Annotated in this window: 17 protein-coding genes, 1 pseudogene and 1 CRISPR repeat array; of the genes and pseudogenes, 2 read left to right on the forward strand and 16 right to left on the reverse strand. The window is 55.6% G+C overall.

The genetic code is table 11. The features are described 5' to 3' along the window. Positions 1 to 18: 18 nt before the first annotated feature. Entirely contained in the window at positions 19 to 1,722 is a 1,704-nt protein-coding gene (locus HAH_RS19280) for a CapA family protein (protein WP_233425868.1), read from the forward strand. Between the two features lie 372 nt (positions 1,723 to 2,094). On the opposite strand, the pseudogene HAH_RS20415 reads toward HAH_RS19280, so the two are convergent. Continuing rightward, positions 2,095 to 2,300, reverse strand: a pseudogene (locus HAH_RS20415) (DUF6610 family protein); the annotation flags it as partial. A gap of 100 nt (positions 2,301 to 2,400) precedes the next feature. On the opposite strand from HAH_RS20415, the gene HAH_RS15825 reads away from it, so the two are divergent. After that, positions 2,401 to 3,285, forward strand: a complete 885-nt coding sequence (locus tag HAH_RS15825) for an HNH endonuclease (protein WP_014030704.1) — start codon at positions 2,401 to 2,403, stop codon at positions 3,283 to 3,285. On the opposite strand, the gene HAH_RS15830 is transcribed toward HAH_RS15825, so the two are convergent. The 15 genes from HAH_RS15830 to HAH_RS15900 all read right to left on the reverse strand — a co-directional run bounded on the left by HAH_RS15830 (position 3,250) and on the right by HAH_RS15900 (position 21,731). Further along, complete coding sequence (locus HAH_RS15830) at positions 3,250 to 4,002, reverse strand: hypothetical protein (protein WP_014030705.1); 753 nt, start codon at positions 4,000 to 4,002, stop codon at positions 3,250 to 3,252. The two genes, HAH_RS15825 and HAH_RS15830, sit on opposite strands and share 36 nt — an antisense overlap. 74 nt (positions 4,003 to 4,076) lie before the next feature. Continuing rightward, positions 4,077 to 5,039: an ArdC-like ssDNA-binding domain-containing protein gene (locus HAH_RS15835; RefSeq protein WP_014030706.1), complete on the reverse strand. Its 963-nt coding sequence runs from the start codon at positions 5,037 to 5,039 to the stop codon at positions 4,077 to 4,079. 97 nt (positions 5,040 to 5,136) lie between these two features. After that, the gene (locus tag HAH_RS15840) at positions 5,137 to 5,685 is read right to left on the reverse strand and encodes a hypothetical protein (protein ID WP_014030707.1); all 549 of its coding nucleotides are present in this window, start codon (positions 5,683 to 5,685) and stop codon (positions 5,137 to 5,139) included. A gap of 130 nt (positions 5,686 to 5,815) precedes the next feature. Further along, positions 5,816 to 6,073, reverse strand: coding sequence for a hypothetical protein (locus HAH_RS15845; protein ID WP_014030708.1), 258 nt, complete (start codon positions 6,071 to 6,073; stop codon positions 5,816 to 5,818). A 123-nt stretch (positions 6,074 to 6,196) separates the two neighbouring features. Beyond that, entirely contained in the window at positions 6,197 to 7,069 is an 873-nt protein-coding gene (locus tag HAH_RS15850) for a beta clamp domain-containing protein (protein WP_014030709.1), read from the reverse strand. Positions 7,070 to 7,498: 429 nt separating this feature from the next. Beyond that, positions 7,499 to 8,536 carry a hypothetical protein gene (locus HAH_RS15855; protein WP_023842968.1) on the reverse strand — a complete coding sequence of 346 codons (1,038 nt, stop codon included), beginning with the start codon at positions 8,534 to 8,536 and terminating at the stop codon, positions 7,499 to 7,501. 1,225 nt (positions 8,537 to 9,761) lie between these two features. Next, a CRISPR array of direct repeats spans positions 9,762 to 10,573; the repeat unit is 30 nt; unit sequence GCTTCAACCCCACGAGGGTTCGTCTGAAAC. A gap of 105 nt (positions 10,574 to 10,678) precedes the next feature. Beyond that, positions 10,679 to 10,939, reverse strand: a complete 261-nt coding sequence (gene cas2 / locus HAH_RS15860) for a CRISPR-associated endonuclease Cas2 (protein WP_014030712.1) — start codon at positions 10,937 to 10,939, stop codon at positions 10,679 to 10,681. 1 nt (position 10,940) lies between these two features. Then, positions 10,941 to 11,936 (reverse strand): type I-B CRISPR-associated endonuclease Cas1b, encoded by a 996-nt coding sequence (cas1b, locus tag HAH_RS15865; RefSeq protein WP_014030713.1) that lies wholly within the window; start codon positions 11,934 to 11,936, stop codon positions 10,941 to 10,943. Between the two features lie 2 nt (positions 11,937 to 11,938). Continuing rightward, positions 11,939 to 12,487: a CRISPR-associated protein Cas4 gene (cas4, locus tag HAH_RS15870; protein WP_014030714.1), complete on the reverse strand. Its 549-nt coding sequence runs from the start codon at positions 12,485 to 12,487 to the stop codon at positions 11,939 to 11,941. After that, positions 12,484 to 15,114, reverse strand: coding sequence for a CRISPR-associated endonuclease Cas3'' (locus HAH_RS15875; protein WP_014030715.1), 2,631 nt, complete (start codon positions 15,112 to 15,114; stop codon positions 12,484 to 12,486). The genes cas4 and HAH_RS15875 overlap by 4 nt, the downstream gene beginning before the upstream one ends. Then, complete coding sequence (cas5b, locus tag HAH_RS15880) at positions 15,114 to 15,911, reverse strand: type I-B CRISPR-associated protein Cas5b (protein ID WP_014030716.1); 798 nt, start codon at positions 15,909 to 15,911, stop codon at positions 15,114 to 15,116. Before cas5b ends, HAH_RS15875 begins: the two co-directional genes overlap by 1 nt. 2 nt (positions 15,912 to 15,913) lie before the next feature. Next, positions 15,914 to 16,996 (reverse strand): type I-B CRISPR-associated protein Cas7/Csh2, encoded by a 1,083-nt coding sequence (gene cas7b, locus HAH_RS15885; protein WP_014030717.1) that lies wholly within the window; start codon positions 16,994 to 16,996, stop codon positions 15,914 to 15,916. A 1-nt stretch (position 16,997) separates the two neighbouring features. Next, positions 16,998 to 19,160: a type I-B CRISPR-associated protein Cas8b/Csh1 gene (gene cas8b / locus HAH_RS15890; RefSeq protein ID WP_044952751.1), complete on the reverse strand. Its 2,163-nt coding sequence runs from the start codon at positions 19,158 to 19,160 to the stop codon at positions 16,998 to 17,000. A gap of 338 nt (positions 19,161 to 19,498) precedes the next feature. Continuing rightward, positions 19,499 to 20,287, reverse strand: a complete 789-nt coding sequence (cas6, locus tag HAH_RS15895; protein ID WP_014030719.1) for a CRISPR-associated endoribonuclease Cas6 — start codon at positions 20,285 to 20,287, stop codon at positions 19,499 to 19,501. A gap of 211 nt (positions 20,288 to 20,498) precedes the next feature. Next, positions 20,499 to 21,731, reverse strand: a complete 1,233-nt coding sequence (locus tag HAH_RS15900) for a phage integrase SAM-like domain-containing protein (protein WP_014030720.1) — start codon at positions 21,729 to 21,731, stop codon at positions 20,499 to 20,501. Between the last annotated feature and the right edge of the window lie 19 nt (positions 21,732 to 21,750).

The raw sequence follows: 21,750 nt of genomic DNA on the forward strand, positions 1-21,750 counted from the left end.
GCTTTCGGAGGGGATACAATGTTTGCACGGCGATTTTACACTCAGTCGACGGATTCGTTGAATCCACGAGTGCAGATAGACCCAATGAATCGGCGTGCGGACCACAACGCTATCTTATCATCGGTGAAGCCAGCACTTGCTGCCGCAGATTTCACGTCAGTAAATCTGGAAACACCACTGACCACTCGGTCGCTCCGCCATCCGACAAAGCGCTTTGCATTCGCTTCACACCCAGTCGCCGCCGAAGCACTCTCGGCCGCCGGTGTTGACTATACAGCGCTTGGTAATAACCATGCCTTCGACGCGCTGGGTCCGGGACTCAGGGACACGATTGATTCGCTTGAGGCCGCAGGCATCGGTCACTCCGGTGCGGGCCCCACGCCCGAAGCGGCTTGGGAACCACACGTTCAGCAGGCCGGCGAACTCGACGTGGCATTCGTGTCCTGTACGACAATCGATGGGCGCCAATATGAGGTAGATTGGGCGGCGAACGGGCCGACGGAGCGACCAACAAGCATCACTATCGACGGGCAACAGCGAACTGTAGCGGCTGGGTCCGGTGTTGCCAGAGCTACAGCCGAGCGACTTCGAAACGCCGTCCAACGCGGCGAGGCGGCCGCTGATGTAGTTGTGGTACAGATTCATGGAGGTGAATCCTACCAGCCTTCCCCAACGAAGGAAATCCGCCGTCTCACTGAAACTGCAGCGGTAGCCGGGGCCGATCTGATCGTCAATCATCATCCCCACGTCATCGGAGGCATCGAACGCATCGAAGGGGCCCTCGTCGCATGGTCGCTTGGCAACTTCATTTTCGATCAGAAGATCTGGCAAACGTTCCCTTCGTATCTACTGACCGTAACACTCACCGCTGATGGCGTCGCTCGCGCGAATATAGACCCACTATTGCTTGATGGGTTCGTCCCACAGGGAGTCGTTGGCAAACCGAATCGAAAGATCACTTGGCAAACGTTAGGGTCGTCATCAGAAATGACGACGGTTACGCGATCTGGACTCGCGCTCGGGGCTGGGACAGGGTCGACACAGGAAAAGACCGAGCAATTCAGTGGACAGAACATGATGTACGGACGCGAAGTCGGATGGGTTAGTGACGTTCTTACCGGATCGGTTCGTCTAGGACGGGACCTACTACTAACCGGTGGATTCGAGAGCATCAATGTTGATTCTCAGGGCTACGATGGGGCGCTATGGCGGTACGGTCGGACATACCCGACCGTCAGCGTGGGATACGGCCTCGGTGATTCCGGTGGTGTCGAACTTCGTCGCGTCGATGCGAACCGATCGCGTGCGGTTCTTTCGAATTCCCGGCGAATTCCCGTAGACGGATCGGTAACTGTGACATCAGGCTATCGTACCAACGATGATGGGTTGACTGGTGAGCTAACTTGGTTCGAGGGTACGAGCGGATCTGAAATTGATCGGCAGGTGTGGGACCTCCCCTCGACCGCCGGAGATTGGCAGCGGTTCAGCCAGGATCTCTCACCGCCGGACGGCGCAACACATGCCAATGTACTGTTCGCACTTGAACCTGGTTCGCTTGGAAGTAGAACGGCTGAAATTGATGATATCCGTCTTATTGAGTGGACCGACCGACGAGTTAACAAAGGGCGAGAATTCGATCATCTTAGGGTATCACAGCCGGCTACTATCGAATTCGAGGTGCCAAAGTACGCTGAAGAGGCCATATGGTCTCGTGTCGATTAATATATCAGCAGTAGTCGTCAGAATAGAGGGCTCTATCTCAGGTCTAAACCCATCAAGACCGTGCCCTCAATTGGGGCACATTCTCGAAATTAGCTTAATAAATGACGTATGAAAGTGTTTATTGATCCAATTGTTAGCAATGGATATGCTGAAGTCAGTGGTATCTTCAAAATCATCGATTCAAGCACTTCTTACAATCCCTCACGCAGCAGTCGTACTCTTCCCATTATAGTGTCCACCTTTACTTTCGTCGGGTGTTGAGCCACTAAGGTAAGACAGAAACCGGTTAATCCCTAGAAAAAGCGACGCTACCTGCCGATCCCACGCTATAATCTCGTAGCCCTGCGTAGCAAGCGTATTCTTGTACTCCCGACGCTTATGATTATCCAGAATCTCAATCGGGACGTCGACGTTCCGCAGTTTGGATTGATACGAGAATCCTCGCGAACGCCGACGGCGAATCCAAGCCGGGAAGCATCGATTACGAACGGTTCCCGGTGAAGGTACCCGATGTACTCAGCCTGCTGTGCATCGCCGACAGCCGCCGCTGACCAAGAGTGTCGAGCCTCAGAAGACATGAACAACACCGAGCGCACCGACCGGCGCGCCCAGCTGGCAGGCGCGGCACAAAACGACCCGGCGGCTTAAATACGGAGACGGGAAGAAGTGTCGAGCAGAATGAAGGAAGGTATCGAATCGCAGTACGACGACCCTGACAGCTACCGGGGCGACTACCCACCAGACTGGGCGTACCGGATCGTCTTCCGGAAGCAGTTGGACAACAACACTTGCACCAACTGCGGGACGCGGTTCCCTGCGGAGGATTTGGAAGTCGTGCGACGAATCCCCGCCGAGAACGGCGGGACAAACAAGACCACAAACCTCCTGACAGTGTGCTCGTTCTGCGAAGAAGACATCACACAGACGGGACGCCTGAACCTGCCAGAGTCAGCGAAACAAGAGCCAGCAAGCAGTCCCGAAACGGACTCCCACAGAGTGCTTGCATTGCAGAGCGAGGTCCCGATCACCGAGGAAGTCGAGGGCGAAACGGAGGGCAACGGGCAGTCTCGTGGTGTCTCCCGGCTGGAAGCCAGCCACGTCGAGACACAGTCGAGGAGCCCTCTTGCAGTCACCACGACGACTGGGGGAGGCGACGAGCAGTCCGTCCAGGACGACACCGACGGGCGTGCTGGATGGCGACGGCTATTCGTCGCATCTATCGGAGGCACAGCGATGTTTCTGGGATATCTCTGTGCGTTTGGTATCTCCTACTTCCTGTCCCCAATTGCGGGTAATGTAGCGTTCTACGGCCTCCCGCTGGCCGGGCTCGTAGCGGGAGTCCGATGGCGACTGTCAACAGCCATTGCGTCCGTCTACGTTGTTTTGATGTACGCTGCCGTCTGGGACTCCATCTCGACAGAACTGTTCATGACTCCGTTTGCGTGGGTTCCCGTGGTTGCGCCACTGACTGGGATTGCCTACGGAGTCGTAGCCGAGCGTACTGAGTTCTCGCTGCGGAACCTGCCCTCAGATCCGCGACTGGTGGTCCAGCGCTTCCGTTGACGGGATATACGCCGACAACTGGTCCACGACCGACGGATCGAACGAGTCGGAGACGTGTCGCACGTTCCACAGTCCAGACTGATACACCTCGGATTTCGGTGAATGATATCCAAGCCAATCGAGGTCCGATGGCCCTGCGGATCGACGATACCTCGACACCATCGCGATGGTATGTGACTCAATCTCGGCTCTGTCACACTCGGGTCCGGGGTCGCCCGGAACGTCAACCCACAGAAACGGCAAATCCCGGATGTACTCCGACACGCGCTGTTCAAGTTCGTGTTCCTGCTCGCGAACAGCAGTCGTCTCGGCGTCGGGATTCGGTTCGCCCCAGTGAGGATACTCGTCGTGCCAGCCGTGCTTCTCGATCAGCGCCCGTCCAACGTGCAAGCGAAAAATCGAACCACGATGGTTGCCACCGCCGGCGTACTTCCCGCGAACATTCCCACGATGTTGCCTGAGTCGATTCCAGAGCGTGTTCGACGAACCGGTACTGACGCCGACGGTGCCGATTCGGGAGAGTCGCCAGTCGACCGCTGTCGTTGCCCGGAGGTCGCTTGCTGGCGAGAAAAAGAAGTACACTCCTCGGTCGGGCCACTCCAACCGCCCGTTGGCATCTCCGAGGTAGTACGGCCCTCCAATCTGGTCACGCAAGTCAGCTAAGACACTCAAAAACTGTCCGACAGGACTGCCACCTGACGCTGCTGTGGAACGCATATTCGACTCCCTCGCCCACCAGGGGAGTCACAAAACACTCCTCTCAAGCACGTCTGGAAAGATACCGCTCCCTCTCAGCTGGCACCTTCGACGGCGTCGATCAGATCCGCCGCAGTCGACGAGATACGGTCCAGCCGGTCCCGCAACGTCTCTGGTGCGTCGCCGTCCCACGCTGCGAGGTAGAACGCCGAGTTGTCGGGGTCCAGCCCGAAGTGACGACTGACCACGTAGGCGACTGCCTCGGCTTCGACTTCGCGTTTCGACCGCTCCGCCTCATCCTCGACATCGAAGTGAAGCTCTGCATGGGCGAACTCGTGAATCAGTGTACTCGCGAGGGCGGCCCGATTGTCTCGGTCGACCGCTTCGACCATCGGATTTGTCGTCATGACGTTCCGACGCTCGCAGACACCCCGTGCAGACCCATGCTCCCACTCTTCGGGAGCGACGATTCTTGCGTCGACGCCGATCTCGTCGGTGGCGTCCAACAGGTCCTCGACAAGTCCATCCGGGTCGCCGTGTGCTTCTGTCTCCAGTTCGGGAAGCGGCTCACCCTCTGTCTGGGAGATATCGAACACCGACGTTGGCCGGAACCCGACCAGCCCTCGACGCCATTGTTCGGGCTCTGTCTCATCGTACTCGCAATCAGTGTTCTCGTGATACGACGGCGAATTGCCGCATTCGGGGCACTTCTTCGTGATGATCGGAGCCCAGATCCAGATCGCGTCCTCGCCTTGCTGGACGTAGCGGTCGAACTCGTCTTGCCACGTATTGTAGCCGGCGACTTGGGTTGCTTCGGGACACTGGAGCTTGATCAACAGCGTGTTCCGAGCCGAGTAATCGTGGAACTTGCTCTGCACATCGAGCCACTGCTGGAACTGCTCGCTAGCTTGGGCCTCGCTCGTGAGGTCGGCAAGATCCTCGACCCACGCATCGAGTTGGTCGCGCATCTCCTCGTCCCGGGAGTCCGAATCGTCGAAGGTGCAAGTGGTCTGCTGGCTGGACGACTGCTCTGGAGTCTCTGACTGTATCGTTGACATTGATCTGTCTCTGGGACGCGCTCTCGGGCACGCCCCCGCACCTCCACTGGGGGTCACAAAATCGACTGGCTGACTGAGCGAGAGCAGAGTGTGCTGGCTATCTGTACCGCTCCGGGGGATAGAAGACGACGTGGACAGCTGAGCCAAGGTTGTACCACGATTTCGGGAGGACAGAGACTTCTAGTCCCCACTCGGCAGCGAACTCGAAGACGTCGAACCAGAGATTGTGTGGCGGCTCTTGCGAATCCAATCGCTCGATATTCCCCGGATAGACGTGCATCGAGTATAACGCCGGCTCGCCATCGTCAAGCCAGAGTGTCGAGTGGTCGTCTGCTGGCGGGCTGTGAGGCGGCCCCTTCGGGTCGCTGTCGGCGTCAAGCGGCGAGTGAGGGCACTCGTCGTCGCCCGTGATAAGACGCCGTATGCAGGCTGTCTCGGTAGGCGCATCGAGGTCGAAGGCTTGGGCAAACGCATCGCGCTGGTACTCGCCCATGATCGCGCCGAGTGCTTTCCAAATGTCCGCCCACGTTGGGTCCTCTGGCTTGTGATCCAGATAGTCGTGGACAGCCTCGCGCAGCTGTCGGTACTCGTCCCATGCCGGGACAGGCTCGTTCGGGCCGGGTGTCGGCCAGTCAGTGCGGTCCATACGCTTGGGGAAATTCCGATGGGGTATCAACTCTCGGGACGCGCCCATACGCCGCATCAGAGAAGAGGTCCTGACGCTAACCAACACCGAGTAGAATGTGGGGCACTGTGTTGGTTAGCCTTCGAGTTGGCTACTCCTCGCTTCTAGCCTCCCACCCCTTGTGGAAGTACACCAGCGCCACGTCGGAGTCGAAACACTGTCCGGACGGAACGTGCTGCAAGACTTCGTGTTCTGGAATTGGCTCAACGACGCCCTCGTCAAGCAGACTGGTGACCACCTCACGCCCTCGTGGCTCGTCGATCTCGACGGTATCGAGACGCCGTCGGTCACGGTCCTGTGCGATCTGTTCGCGCTCGAAGCGTTCGTAGTCTGGAACGGTCTGGTCCATAGAGGAAAATCCCCTCACCCAGCCAGGGAGACACAAAATTAGCGCTAACCAACAGTCGAGAAGTATGGCGGTCGGTGTTGGTTAAGACACACCACCGTTTCCGCAAAACCACGGGGAGCCGAGTCAGTTCGGGAGCTTCGGCGCGATAACGAATTGCATCGCTCCATCGGCGTCGGGGAACTCCGATTTCAGCACGAGCGGGACTGAGTCTCCGATATGGAGAACCCGATTCGTGCCGTCTGGCAGGCCAGAATTCGCCGATTTGACCAGCGATGCGTCCAGTTTCACTTCGACATCCGCAGGCTCGAAGGCGATGAGATCGGTGTCGTCCCACCGGTAGGTCATGCTGTCAGTGTCGCCGTCTGCGGCAAACCGCACTTCTCCGGCATCGGCGTCAACAGAGAGGTCAAACCGGTCGGCGAGCATATCCGCTGCGTCAAGACCGAGCGAGATGTCGTCTGGACTCAGATGGACGGTTGCCGGGATGTTGATATCCGGCATCTCGACAGGGTAGCGGAGCGATTCAACCGCCTCAAGATCAATAGTGCGCGTTATCCCGTCGATATCGATTTCCAGTTTGCTATTCGCTGCATCAAGTACGAACTGTGCAAGGTCGCCTGCATCGCCGACCGAGAGTGCATCGCGAACTCGTCCGACGTCCACCCCCAACGTCCCCCTCCCTGCATCGAAAGAGGTGAACGAACTCCCAGAAACACGCAAGTCGACCATCGCGTGTCCCTGCAGGTCAGCCGCCCGGATGGCGATTCCCGACTCTGTAATTCCTATCCGTGTCTTGTCTGTGACCGTGCCAGCCGCCGCGAAAATCCGCTCAAACAACTGGACCTCGCCGCTGATCCGGAGGTGCTGTGGGGCATCGAGCGACAGGAGGTCCGCAGTGTCGATTTCTGCGTCACCGTCCGCCGGCGTCTCTGGCACGCTCGTTTCGGCGTCGGTGGTTGCTGCTTCGGTGCTGCTGGCCGCTGTAGACTGTGACATTTCGATTTCCCTCCACTTGCCGGAGGGCACACAAAATGTGGCGGCGTCGATGTCACGTTTGGTGTGAATACGATTCTGTATCCATCAGAGGAGGTGAAACAACTGCTCTGGAAGCGTGCTTATCGACCGCGAAGGAACGGGGACACAAACGCATAGGCGCAGATGAGTAGTGTGATAATAAATAGAGGAAATCCTAATCCATCTTCGTCAGCGATGATGAGTCCGGCTGTGAGGATTGATACCGCCATAGCGACGAGTGCTGTGCGGATTGAACGGAGGTTACGGAGCGTGGCTTCATCCGTCATACGTATGCCGGATATGGATTCAATATCAGCCTTGCGAAGCTAATGTATTATACCGAATCCTGCTTGTCCGATTTCTGCTGACTGCTGCCGTCATGAATATGTTCGCCGTATTCACAACGGCCGGTCAGGGGACCACCGACGCCAGGCGATGAGTATTGTAGTCGAACGTCCATCGCGAGTAGTTCCGTGTGATCCGGTACTCGCGAACGACTGCAACGTCTTCCAGCGACTCTTCGGGTTGTTCCCACGTAAACTCGTAGCCGGCGATCACGTCTCCCTCGTCGAGATATCCAACCGGATGATCCGGCCCGTCCCACTCAACCGAGATTGGGTCGCCACCACTGGGTGGCTGGACTCCACGGCTGACTGTCCCCTGGATGACGGATGGGTCATTCGTCAACCCATGCAGTTGTGCTAAGTCACTGGCTTTGATCGTGAACTCATCCTCCTGGCCGACGAACGAGTGCTGGGTTTGCCCGCGTACTGTTGCGTACTCTACGCTCTCGATATCGACACCGAGAGCGTCGGATAGCAGGTGGGTAAACTCAGCGGCTCCCGTGCGGACTGTTTGGTTCTGTTCCTCGATCTGCAGGGTTGTCTCTGGCGTCCGAAGCTCTCTTGTGTATGGGTTCTCCGGCCGTTCGACGGGCATACAACTGCACAGGAGCGTCCCTTCTGGCCCCGTCAGAATCCACGGCTGTTTCCCACACGGGATGGCGGTATATTGCGATGCAGTGTATCGGCCACCACCAGTGAGGACTCGCAATGCCTTTTCGAGTGCTTGGCCGTCGATCCCGTAACCGTAGCTGTCAGCGAGCCCGTCGACGAATGTGACTTGGGTGTCGACTGAACTGAAGTCGCCGTACGTGCTTGGGATTTGCAACAGGTCGCCAGTTGCGTACTGTTCAACGTAGTCTCCGACGTCCCCGTCGACGACCCACCGCGTTTGCTGTTTGATTGCTCGACCAGCCGACGTGTTGATCGACGACACCGGCCGCTGCGTTGTCAGCCCCCAGTCCTCGTCTGGGGCCGCCCAACTGCCGTCGTCACGATCAGGAGCGCGACACGTCGTCGCGCATCGGGCGATGCTTGCAGCATCGGGATCGAGGTCGTCGTCGGCGCTGTCTCCGTCTCCGAACGTGCCGAGTGTCAAGTCAGTCATCCTCTCACCCGCCAGAGGAACACAAAACACACTGAGCCCCATAGGCACCCTGTCGTAGATGATGTACGGGCTAGTGAAGGATATTTATATTCTATAACGGAGAAGACGAATGAATCAGGGTATGGTCTGAACAAAGACTGGGACATCGCGACTACCCGCGAGCGCCGGCGCTTCCACCGTCGGCTGAGAAGTTCCCTAAGACCTTACCCACCCGTACGCTGGGCAATAGCAAGAAACCGTGATTTTCGGGGACACCGACCAGAGTGAGGGGTCGAAACGTCAATATCCGCATTCATGTACCTAGACATCGCGGACGAGACGAGGATGACCCCGTCCCACGGCAGGCGGGTTTCGCCTGCGTGAATACACGGCCAGTCGGGAATTACCATGGTTCTGAGAAAACCCTAGCTGGCAACCCAGCTGGGTGGGAGTATTACGGTCGAAGTCGCCTGAAGCGAACACCAGGGTGGGCTACTGACGCGGGTGGAGTCACGGACTCCCGGACGGCAGCACCCACGGTCTTCACCGACGGTTCGCCTAATGCTTACTTCCCAATCGTCAAATGAATCTCAGAGGGGCTTGCCGACTGAAAGTGGGATTCGCTCACTCAAAAGAAAAGAAATTTTGAGCCAAAGCCTCCAAACAAGTAGACTAGTAGTGCCCATAATACGATAGCCCACCAATCTGCCCACGGTGATGATGTTTCAGTGTCTTCATCGATCCACACCCAATCAAAGAGATACGAGGAGATCACGGATAATAAATATATACTAATAAATGCCAGAATGGCTCTTTGCTCTGGCTTACACAGAACCCAGAGACATTCACTCATCGAAGAACTCACAGATTATTATCCTTGAAAGCAGTGATGCCACAGGACTTGTAGGCGTATCTCTACGAGGGCGACATTCTTTATCGCCCGGTCGGTCACGGTTCCGTTGATGATATCTGTCCAGGCGTGGATCTCTAGCCAATCGTGTGTTTAGGACAAACTCCAACGCCAATTGAATCGTTGCGGGTCTTGGGATGCTACCACGATGCAAGTTTAGATTCCAGTTTTGTATATACTTTCTGCGGCGACGGTTGAGTATATGAGGAGGTGCGGTTTATACGGGACCGTAGAAAGCACTACCTTTGGACGGCAGGAGCACTGACGTAGTTTCAGCCTTTCAAAAGTTCGGCTGAAACTCTATCGACCAGCGCGAAGTAAGACTGTGTGTGCCGAGCTTCAACCCCACGAGGGTTCGTCTGAAACTCGACCAGTCCGTAACGTTCAGATTCGTGTACTTGCTTCAACCCCACGAGGGTTCGTCTGAAACTGTGATGGGTCTGGCGACCAGCCAGTGCGGCGAGGCTTCAACCCCACGAGGGTTCGTCTGAAACTTGCGCCATCGCCACCTCACCACAGCCGTCACAGCTTCAACCCCACGAGGGTTCGTCTGAAACGGGTAGAGCAACCCGGCGACGAAGCCACCGATGGCGCTTCAACCCCACGAGGGTTCGTCTGAAACCGGCATTACTCCTCCGTTGCCAGACCGCCAGTGTAGCTTCAACCCCACGAGGGTTCGTCTGAAACACGAGCGCGGCGGTCTTGTTCATGCTCCCGCCGAGGCTTCAACCCCACGAGGGTTCGTCTGAAACAGTAGCGTTGTTGCCATTGGTATTGAGTTACTCGCGCTTCAACCCCACGAGGGTTCGTCTGAAACTCCGATCTGGCTCTCGTGGTTCTGTGACGAGATAGGGCTTCAACCCCACGAGGGTTCGTCTGAAACTCTCGGCGGAACCACCGCCGATCACGACAACGAGGTGCTTCAACCCCACGAGGGTTCGTCTGAAACCCTGCAGGTCCGCGCCGGCCGCCGGCAATGACGTTCGCTTCAACCCCACGAGGGTTCGTCTGAAACCAGGCAGATCAGATGGATATAGACGCGATTCTCGACGCTTCAACCCCACGAGGGTTCGTCTGAAACAACGTTATCGGAGGCGATGACTGATGGCAGAAAGCAAGCTTCAACCCCACGAGGGTTCGTCTGAAACCATGCCCGATATACGGGCCATAAGGCTGCTAACGGCGGGTCACAGTAAAGACCTTCCGTCGACCATCAATAAGGTGCTTCCCCCCGGGGGGTCGACGGAAACCGACTATAGAAACCGCTGATCCTCAGTTGGATCGTCGCCGTAGACTGTCCGGTTGAGCAGTGTATCAGAAGACAGCTCGTAGATAATTGTCGATTCACCTGGTTTCAGCAAATCATCAATCTCATTCTTGAGGTTAGAAAGGTCACCCTCGGAGATTTCGCCTTCAAGAACTGAGTTCTGTACGTGAGTCAGATATCGCCGACCAATTTTGAGCGCTTTCTGCGTTCGATCCGCTTCCAAATCGTATACCATCACCACGTACATTTTACCACCACCGTTGGAACGAGTCGTATGCTTCTCCGGTGAGGAGATGCTTTTTCAGTTTGTATGCTTCGAGACGCATCAGGTACTGATAGCTAACTTTTCGGTTGAGCGTCGGGTGTTCAACAGTACGTTCAAGCATTTCTTCGAACGCCTTCGTGTACGTTTTCCGACCAGCTTCGTTCAACAGACAGGAGCCGAGCTCGGTCTCGAAATCACTTTCCGAAATTTGATTCCGATTCACCAACCGGAATAGTACCCGGTCTGCGAGCACGGGTTTGAATAAGTCAGCGATATCAAGAGATAGCGAGTACCGCCGCTCACCGGGCTCGTGTAGGTAGCTAATCGTCGGGTCGAGTGCAGTGGCTCGAATTGCTGAGACGCAGTTGGCGTAGACCATCGAATTGCCGAACGAAATGAGGCTATTAATCTCATTCGGTGGTGGGTTGTATTCCCGTTGGGAGAGCTGGAACTCACTCGGAAGAATTTGGTTGAAGCTACGGTAGTAGGCCTTTTTTGCGGTCGCCTCGATACCCATCAGTTCGTCAATCGGGAGACTCTCGTCAACGCGTGTTGCTGCGGCTTCCAAGTCCTCAATTACACTGTCGAGATCGTGATCTCGGCCGTTGTAGTAGACCACATTGGTTCGCATATTGTGGATACTCCCCTTCACAATCGCGGCGGCCAGTTGTCGTCGGTGTTGACTGTCCTCATATGCTCGAACTTGGTTGACTACAGTTTTCCCAGAGGTTTGGCCGCGTTTCGGCATCACCGAGCCAGCATAGTAATCCTCCCAGCCGAAGATGTGTAGCGCGACCGTCCGATCGTTGAGGAACGACATCAGCCGCGTGTTGAAATCGATCTGACCGTGTAAAAAGAACGCCTCAGCGTTCTCGATTGGAATGTATTGCTTGTCCCCATCGTCGTCAGGGACGAGTCTGAGCGTGTCGTCACTGCGTTCGAGTCGACCGTCGGAAAAGACGTGGTAGTTCCTATCCATTGTTAACACCAACAGAAGTCATGGTACGCACAGGAGTCACAGAATGGTTTCTCCTCGGCTGGCGGTGGCGATGACTGATTGACGATATCGTGAATTCCGCGGATCGCAGTTTCGACTTTTTCACTCCGCTCCGTCGTAAGTTCGACCGGCTCACGCTTCCGCTCGCGTGGGTGAGCCAAGACGCCGTCTCGTTGGATATCGGCGACGCGGTCGAGATACCAGAGGTAGTATGACAACTGCATTTCAGCGGGTTCGGTAAGCGTTGATGAAGGTTTGACCTCAACGACACGGCCGTCGTCAAGCAGATCCAGTGAGATCATTCCGAGATGGAGGTTCTCGCGTTTGTCGCTGTAGGCTGTCTCATCAACACGGGTGCCACGGACGACGGTCGCGTTCTCGCGGTCGATTTCGAGGTTTCGGCTTTCGAACCAGAGTTCGCGTTTGCAAACGTAGTAGTACTGCACCATCACGCCGGTCACGCGGAACGGTTCGTCAACTGGCTCGCCGCGAGCGGTTGCGAGGAGGCGGTTGACTGGATCTGCATCGGTCATAAGATCCGCCTCTCAGCAGTGCTGTCCGGTATGACGAACCCGGTATTCTGATCAAAATACTGGCTCAACCCGTGTTTGCGGACATCAAGACACAGTACATCCGTATCGGAATGGACTGGATTCAATTGCCCCAGCTTTTCTTTTTTATCAGACTCACCGTGATAGATAGGGAACGAGACTCGTATCTCCTTGAGTCCATCCATCAACCGACGGACACGGTCGAACTCGTACCGCTTCCACGCTTCGCGCACCTGTTCTACTTGCCGCCGTTCGGCTTCAGTTCGGCAAATGATGATGTCCACAGCGTTACGCTGGTTGATCAGCGACAACTCCGCCAGTTTGTCCCCGCGTGCATTGTCGACATACTCGGCGTACTCTTGCTTGCCAACGTTCTTGTCAGTATGTAGTTTTTTGTAATATTCTGTAACTGCTGTGCGGGCAACAGTGGTCTCGGAGAGCGATTCATCTGCTTCACGAACAGTGTCGAGCGTTTCAGCCGCCACAGGAAGCAGTGTCGCCCCTCGATTGTAGACCGCCTCTGCAGGCGTTTTTTGCTGCTCATCCGGCACATCAAGCCACCAGACAATAACACGTCCTTGTTCTCGCTCGAACGACCGATTACAGCGACCGGCTGCTTGGACAATACTGTCAATTGGAGCCAGATCACGGTAGACGCGGTCGAAGCTGATGTCGACGCCGGCTTCGATGAGCTGTGTCGAGACCGTGATGAGACCATGTCCGTTGTCGGTGAGTTCTTTTGCGGTTTCGATCAGTTTGAGGCGATCCACTGGACGGAGTCGTGTCGACAGGTGGAGAATCGACTGATCGCTTCGCTTAGTGATACGAGTTGCAAGAGTTTGTGGATCGATGTCCGCTGTCGATTCAACTTTGCTGAGTTCGTCAGCGTAGATATCACCCACATTAAGAAGCGAGTCTTGGATGTCGATGAGTTCGTCAAAGAGTGCTCGTGCACTATCGATTGTGTTACAGACCGCAAGCGTTGACGCCCCTGCGTCAACTGCAGTCAGCAGTTCAGCACTCGCGTCGGCGTATGGTTTCGGGATTTCTTGGGTCTCAATATACCGCTCAGTCGACTCGTCAAGTTCGTACTGGACGCGCTCGGTGGCCTCGAAGTACACATCAGGCTCGTCGACCAATTCAGTCACCTCTTCTCCTCGGTCGGTTGCTTCATCGAACAACTGTGGTTGCGTTGCAGTCATAGCGATGACCGTTGCATCGTACCGCTCGGTCAGTATTGCAACAAGACGGGGGACGAGCTTCCACCAGTCGAGCGGCAAGCTCTGTGGCTCATCAAGGATAACTACACTGTCACGGAGAGCGGGAATCTTCATCGACTGTTTGTTGGCTGGCCCAGCAAGGCTCTCGAACAACTGCACGAACGTTGTAACTGTGAGCCCAGCCCGCCAACTTTCGGCGAGAATCCCAGCAACGTCGTCGTTCTTATCCGCTTTGTCGGCGTCTACGTCATCTTCGTCAACGATCTTGGTTTCCGAAAGATGGTGGTGAGCCGTCAGTAATCGTCCTAATGTATCGGTCTCGTAGATATCTTTGACTTCATCGACGACCTGATCGATGATGCTAGTAAACGGAAGTGCATAGACGACACGTTCGCCGTCGAGTTCGTCACGAACCGTCTGTGCGGCCGACAGCCCGGAGAGTGTTTTCCCCATTCCGGTTGGCAGTGTGAGCGTCGCTACGCCACCGCCATCCTCCGCAAATTGCTTCGCGTTTTCTGTAACAGCTGCCCGTGCGCGTGAACGATAGTGGTTGAGTCGCTCCGTTCTGGAACCGTCCGGATCAGCAGGCGAGGACGCTTCCAGATCCCCTACATATTCGTCTAACACCTGTAGTGACGGCTGCACTGCTTCGTACGCCGACTCCGAGGCAGTATTCTCACTGCGACTTGCTGCACTCGTCTTATCTGCGAGCACGAGCGATCCCCATATTTCGAGGACTAGACCATAACAAGAGTCTGAGAGCGACTCTCGATTGATTGTCGTCCCGCTCTCTGTGGCAACGGCAGCGGCAATTTCATCAAGAAGCTCTTTGTACGACTGCCGAAATCCGTCCCACGATCCATCGTTATCAGTTGCAGCAACGAAGAGGTCGGCCGCAAGCTCGGGGACGTGTTCCTCGATATTGTTGAGCTGCATAGCGATTGCTGCCTGTTGTTGTTCGGCGTTGGTTTGGGCTCCAGCCGTTGAGTTCTCTGAGTTGTACGCACGGTCGTGGATATACTGGGTCACATCTGGAAGCCGGCCGTGATGTTTGGCGACCGCGACGAAGCCGGCCAGACAGGTCTCAGATTCAAACCCCTGTGCATCGAGGGCGTAGTAGGCGGCGAACGAGCCGATTGGAGCGTGATACCGACACGGCTTGTACTCGGGCTCGGTATTGTGTCGGAGGTACTCCTGAAAGAACGTCGTCGCTTTCCCGAAGTCGTGAACGTAGGCAAGCGTCTCAACGACTCGCTGTAGCGACTCATCATCAGGTGTTGTCGCTTCAGCGGGAACGATTTCGTTGGCCCGTCGGGCAACATCATCCAGATGCGTCCGAAGATAGACACCCTCATAGCCCTCTTCGGGTGGATGAGAGTACATAGTCATCAGACGAACACCACGGTTCGACCGTCGACACTGGCTGCTGTCGTATCTCGCACGTTAAGCGAGTCGGCATCAGGATTGTAGGCGTAGTTCGTGAATCCAGTTGTCGTCCGACCACCGGAATCGGACTCCATAAACGCGGGTGATTCTTCGATCTGACAGCGTGTTCCTGCGTCCAGAACGACATCGTCAACGGCATTTGGGACAGCCGAGTCGACTTCCACAGTATCGGTCAGCGGTCCATCCGCGATATCGAATTCGCCGTGATACTCGATATCAGCGAGATGCTCCGAAAGGCCAAGACTCGGTACGTAGTGTGATTCGCCTGCGGCGAGCGTCTCGCGCAGTTCGGTATACCACTGCTCGTCGGCAAGTGCAACATCGATTCGGTAGGCTGGATCGACTAGTACCTCATAGTTGTGTTGCTGCCGGAGTGTGGTTGGATCTGGGAGTCTTACACTGATCTTCCCATAGCTGTTCAGCGTCTGTAAGTTCCCATCAGCGGTCGACAGTGTGTTCATCGGCATATTGACCGTCCTAATCTCCCGAACGGGTTCGATGGCGACTGCCGAGCTATCGGGCGCGAACAGGTCGTAGTAGCTATCCCGTTCAATCCCAAGAACGGCTGCTAGGAGCCCAGCAACGGTGGTCCGGGGTATGATTCGATAAGTTTGCTTGACAATATTGCCCTCAATCCGTCGGAAGTGACCCCACGGGCCGCGAACGGTAAACGAGAGACAGCGGTCAGGCTGGCCGTCGTTTCCGTTTGCCGTCCAGCTGTCCAGCGATTGTTGTGACATCGTTACGCCGTGTCGTCGTCACTCGGGAGTGTCGCGGTCTGTTCGTCATAGACATCGATTTCCTCTACGGCATCCGCTCCCACTGCGTCTTCGAGAGCACCGTAAAGTATCGATGGTCCTCCGAGTTCGCCATCGTAGGAGAGCTGGAGCACGTCGCTGGCGACAACTCGAACACGTTTAATTCGGTCACTCGCCCCATCGAGTCGGTCTACAAGATCTGTCACGTCAAGCGTGAGGTCACGAACCGTTCGAAGTTCCTCGTCGGGTTTCGAATGCTCGCCGTCGATTTCGAGATCGCGGTCGAGGCCGCCGAGGTGGAAACTCTCATCGGCGTACTCAATGCGACAGTAGAGTCGCGGTTCTTGGCCGACTTTGCTCCGACTGATAGTCTGGTTTTTAATCGCCCGCCAGCAGAGAGTGTCGAGCCGTTCGACATCCGCTGCGGTGAGGTTTGTATCGGCAGCACCGTGTTCGTCGACGAGTCCGTGGAACCGGATCAACCCATACTGAATCCTATGGTCGTCGAGATCGAATCCTCCTTGTTGTTTGTTCTCCTGCGTGGCGATTACGCTCGTCAGACTATCGTACTCCTCGTTTTCGTTGACCGCGTGCATCGATTTGCCGGGTGAGAACTGAACTGGACCGGTGAAATGATCTGGCAGGTGCTTAGCATATGCTTCGTCAGTATCCACAGACATGGTCGCGCCGAAGTACCTTACATCGACGCTCTGGTTCAAAAACTCGCCGAAGATATCGTCGCGGAACTCTTCGACTTCCTCATCGTCATCAAGATCGTAGTCGTCGGGATCGACCTCTTCGAGGCGATCTTCGAGGAGCTGGCCGCGCGTGTACTGATCGCCGTCTTCCTGCACGTTTCGAATGTAGACGCCGTGGCCGTCGTCGTCAAGTTGATCGCGGAGATACCGCTTCAGACGAACGTCAGTGACGATGGCCTGCTGTGTCTGTGGATCGATTCGTGGCCGGTTGGCACCGGACAGCGGATTGCCGTTCGGGTTGGCATCGACGGCATCATACAGAAAGACGATTTCTGAGCGGTTCGTTACGGGGTCAACTGTGTCGGACATATTAATGTTCCTCCTCGGAAGTTGAGTCGTCAGCGTCGGCTTCATCTCGGTTCCACGGGTGGTCGTTCATCCCGTACGTCACGCCAAGGGCGTAGTAGAAGCGGAGATCGTCGGTTTCGATCTCCCACTCTTCTGGATCGGGATTGAGAATCGTATCACGAAGTCGGTCGACGATATGATCCGCCTTCGTGCCGGGGTAGTTCCCCTGCTGTTTCTTTTCCTGACGCGTGTAGGTCAGCGTCTTGGCGACGGTTTCCTGTGTCACCTTCTTGATCCGTGAGCGCGTGATCGATTTGACCGGGTACTGATCGACAAGCGTTGTCGACCGATCCTCGCTGTACTCTTGATAGCTACCGATGTCGCCGACAAGCGCACCAAGCAGGAACGCTCCACGACGCTGACTCGTTACGGAGTCCGGATCGTCGTCGTGGTCGGGAGACAGTGCAGGTGTTTCGTTGATGAACGATTCGAGTTTCGGTGCGGCGGGGTGTCCCCCATCCGCGATTAGGATTTCATCTACTGATGGCATACTTTTCGTATCATAGCTCGGTTGCTGTGTAATCTGGTTTTTTGACGCATCGGTCGTCTGCAGTAGTCTGAGGTCTTCATCCGCAAGCACGCAGAGTTGTGCGAACTGACTGGCAACGAGGAACGAGGGGAATCCTTCATGCTCGCTGTCATCGGTCTGATCGTCAATGATTCGGTTCACGTACTCTTCGAGCAACACATCGACGGCTATCTGTTTGCCACTCAGCACGCTGACGAGAGCTTCGATTCGCGGATCGTCAGCATCAGCGTTATCGTCATCACGTTCGGCGAAGGTCTGTCTGAAATACCAGCCAGTCGAGACCGCGTGCAACTGCTCGTCGTTCGTTTCCAGCAGCCCCCAATTTTGATTGGTTGGAAGCGGTGCCGTCCACTTCGTGTAGTGGTCCCTATTAAACGCCGAGACGGTTTGGACGAACTCGTTGTGTGCGATTGCGAGTTGTTTAGGATAGTGGAGGCGGCCGTTCAGCGTCTCGCCGAATACGTCGTATCGAGACATCTGATGCGGCATCACGGCCGAGACGTAGAATCGGAAATCCTGCTCCTCAATGGTTTTTCGACGTTCCTCCTCATATGCGTCTTCGATTGGTGTCGTCTCTTCGTCTTCGACAGTCCGGTAGAGCAATTCGTATAATCGATAAACCTTCTCAGGAGCCAAGCGACCGAATACGTACGGAAGGTAGTATACTTTTGCACCGAACGTCCGGTAAGTGCAGGCTTCAACAAACGTCTCAGCTTTCATTACCGTGATTGCGGCATCTTCCGAAATCGGATGTGACCGCCAAGCTTCTTCGATATCAAGTCCCGGAAACTTCTCAAGCTGCTTGCCGAGGAAGTAATTTTGCGGATCCTCGGACGTACCGACGGTTCGAGCTGGCGAACCTGTGACGAGATCGGTCGCGTCTCCGGACGAGTCATCTGCCTTATTTTTGGTAACGAGTTTCGAGAGTTTCCGCTGCCGCATGGCCTCGCGGAATACGTCTATGTCACCGGGCCATTGGTACTCGCCGTCAGGCTCTGTCTTCACTTGCACTGTCAGCAGCGCGGTTGTCGACTCACCACCCAGTTTTCGCGTGAGTGTTTCTGTAATCGTATCCAGTGCGGTCTCGTTCTCACTGAATTCGGCAAGCTGGTCGATTATCCAGCCGTCAGGATGTTCGGTGGCAGCTTCGGTGACCACGTCGTCAGTGGCCCACTTGGTTAGCCGTTCTTTCGCATAGCGGGCTAATTTCTCCGGATCGCTGTTTCGCCCAGCTTGATGTGTCACACTGTGATCGATTCCGCGGGCGGCTGGATACTTACAGTGACCGACTTGCTGAATCAGGTCGTCAGTGTATCTCGTCACCTGTATCGGGCCGAGTTTGTCGTCAGCCAGTTGTGGCTCATCACCGGACACGTCAACCCGAGCCACGATTAGGCTATTATTGGTGTCAACGAGATCGCCAGCAGCGTCGGGTGTGAGATACGGAGCATACTCTCCACCGCCTGTCGTAGCGAGGGTGTAGAGTTTCCCGTAGAGATACTGGAGGTCCCGAAGTGAACCGATAGGAGAATCTGGCAACTCATCGGTTAATTGATTCTCAGGATACTCCTCGCGGAATTTCTCTGGTTTCAACATTTTATTTTTTGATTTGTGGTTGGCCACATAGTGACGTCTAATCGTATATTCTGTCGCATCATATATAGTTCTAGGGTATAGCACAAGGGAAAATATTTTGTGAGTGCCGGTTGAATGTGTTGACAAGAAGGGTGATCACATGAGAAGATGATACTCTGGCTGGCATCTGTCCTTGGAAACACTCATGCCAGCCACGATCAGGAGTATAGGAGAACTCCCTCAATCATATATAGCTACCCGAGACAATGTAGTTTTACTGGGTCGGGGACATTCCAGATGAACAAAGGTTGGGTTGAAGTCCTTGGGCTATTGTCCCGATCCCAGTTCATTTTAATAGACTACTTCCGTTGAGTCAATATGGCTGGGTTTTTTTCCGTGACGTTCATAAATCCGAGCCCCAGAGAGTTCCGTTCGCCGAGGCCGCAGTCCAACGCGAGGTTGAGATGCCGCCGATGGTGGTCGTCCCGAACTGTATACTCGAATTTCCACTTGCTCAGTACGTAGGTCATTTCCTGGCCCTCGGTGACAGTCAGGGGGACGGCGAACGTCTTGAGCAGTTCGTAGCCGTCGAACAGATCGCCGTCAACATCGCTCGGACCCGGCAGGTGATCGTGGGCGAAGCGGTCATGTTTCTGATCAAGATTGTCCTCCAGCTGCTTCCGGAGCGGTGCCATCGAATGTTCCGGCCGCCAAAAGACGGCGGTGTCACCGCCGGGATGGTCGATCCCGTATTCCTCGCATCGCCACGGTGGAATCCGAACCAGTAGACCGGTTCCGGTTTCAATCGTCCCGCGCGTGCCCGGTTCGCCGACATCGGGCGCTAGCGACGTGACGTCGTCAACGCGAAACGGCATTTCGCCGATGTTCAGTTCCGGTTCCTCCAGCAAGTCAGCAGCGACGTGTGCCAGTAGCTCCTCCTCTGGCGAGGCGACCAATAGCTTCCGGTCATCACCTGCCTCCATATCGTGGGGAGGAAACGGGTTGGAGTAGACGAATCCCGGCGGCTCGCCGTCGTCATGGCGTTGGTCATACTTGGTATCGTCAAGCGCGTCCCAGAGCCGGCCACGGAGCTTGTGGTGATAATCGTTCTGATAAGCTGCATCCGTGCGTGCCGACAAATGAGCCATTACACGCACTCGGATGACTCACCGTTACCAATCATACAATCTGTAATATATATTGGTACAATAAAAAACACAGGTGGTATTGAAAAATATTATACACCAATAACATCAATTTGAGAGAGAATAGCCCTATTGGTCGTGATTATCGTAGCATGCAGGTGGATTCAACCGTATAGACACGATTGACCGGCTATCAATCGCGTTCTCAGCCTCGTCAGATGCAATCTATCTTGTTGATTGCTTCGGTCGCGAGCGCACCCAATTCATCGGCCTCGATGTGCGAGTAGCGCTTGCGAATCATCTTCTCCGAGTTATCGAGATATCGAGCAGCAACCGTGTATCCGAACCCACGGACAAGGATTTCTCCCATTCCCCGTCGGCCTCCATGAGGAGCGAGATAATCGTGTTTCGGATGCTCAATGTCGACCTCCGCTGCCTCTGAGAGCCGCTGGAGAATCGACCGTGCCCCATCTGTCGTAATCGATGGCGGGTGGATATCCTCGTCGAGAGCCAACAAGAAGTCCCGAGCGTACTCATCACGGTAGTCATCTATTGCGCCTTGCTCGCCCAGTTCGTCCCGCACGAGCGTTGCGAGCGTCCGCTGGTCGAACGTTGGGAACACAGGCCATTGTACCGTTGGTGGGTCCATCAGCGTTTGATAGCTCCGGAGTGGCGCAATCACTGGCTCGGGGAGGCTCGCAACGTCCCATTGCTGTTTCTTTCGGTAGACATCCATGCTCCCGTCGTCTAACGAAACCTCTCCCCACTGGATCCCACGCCGGCGTGGGTCGTTTGGGTCACGAAGGATTTCACCAACTCGAACAGCTGTGTATGCGATAACAAAGACAAGAGCACGGTCACGAGCCGCCTTCAGAATCATATATCGTGCTCGCTGCCTGTCGAGCGAATCGACATCATCTGAAAGGGCTCTATACGTCTCGATTGCATCGTTGACTCGGTCATCAACGTACCGGGTGAGTGTGTGGCGTTGCTCGGGTGTCCATATCTGCTGGTCGCCGGGTTTGCGACCGTCGTCCTCTGGGAGCGGTGCCATCGAGCTTGCCCGCCAAGCATAGTGCCCCTCAAGATATCCCTCGTTCGCGCACCAGCCACACCATGCAGAAATATAGTGGTAATACGTGTGTATGGTGTTTTGCTTGAGCGCGCGGTCACCGCCGAGGTATCGGGCGTATGTCCGGAATACTCGTTCATCAAGATCTTCGAAATTCGGGTCCCTGTCGATATCATCTGGTACTATACCCGCCCACTCGCTCCGGCCACGGTCACCGGTAGCCCACTGAGTGAACCGTTCGAGTTCCCTGGCTGCATTTCGTCGGTAGTTCCCGCCATCGCCACCACGCCCTTTCCCTTTGTCTTGGAGGTAGCGTTCAATGGATTCGTTGATGGAAATTCCTCTTGTTCGGTCTGATAGTGTATTCGGGCACATAGCACTCTCTTAGAAGACA

Origin of the sequence: Haloarcula hispanica ATCC 33960 (assembly GCF_000223905.1) — an archaeon.
GTDB classification, from domain to species: domain Archaea; phylum Halobacteriota; class Halobacteria; order Halobacteriales; family Haloarculaceae; genus Haloarcula; species Haloarcula hispanica.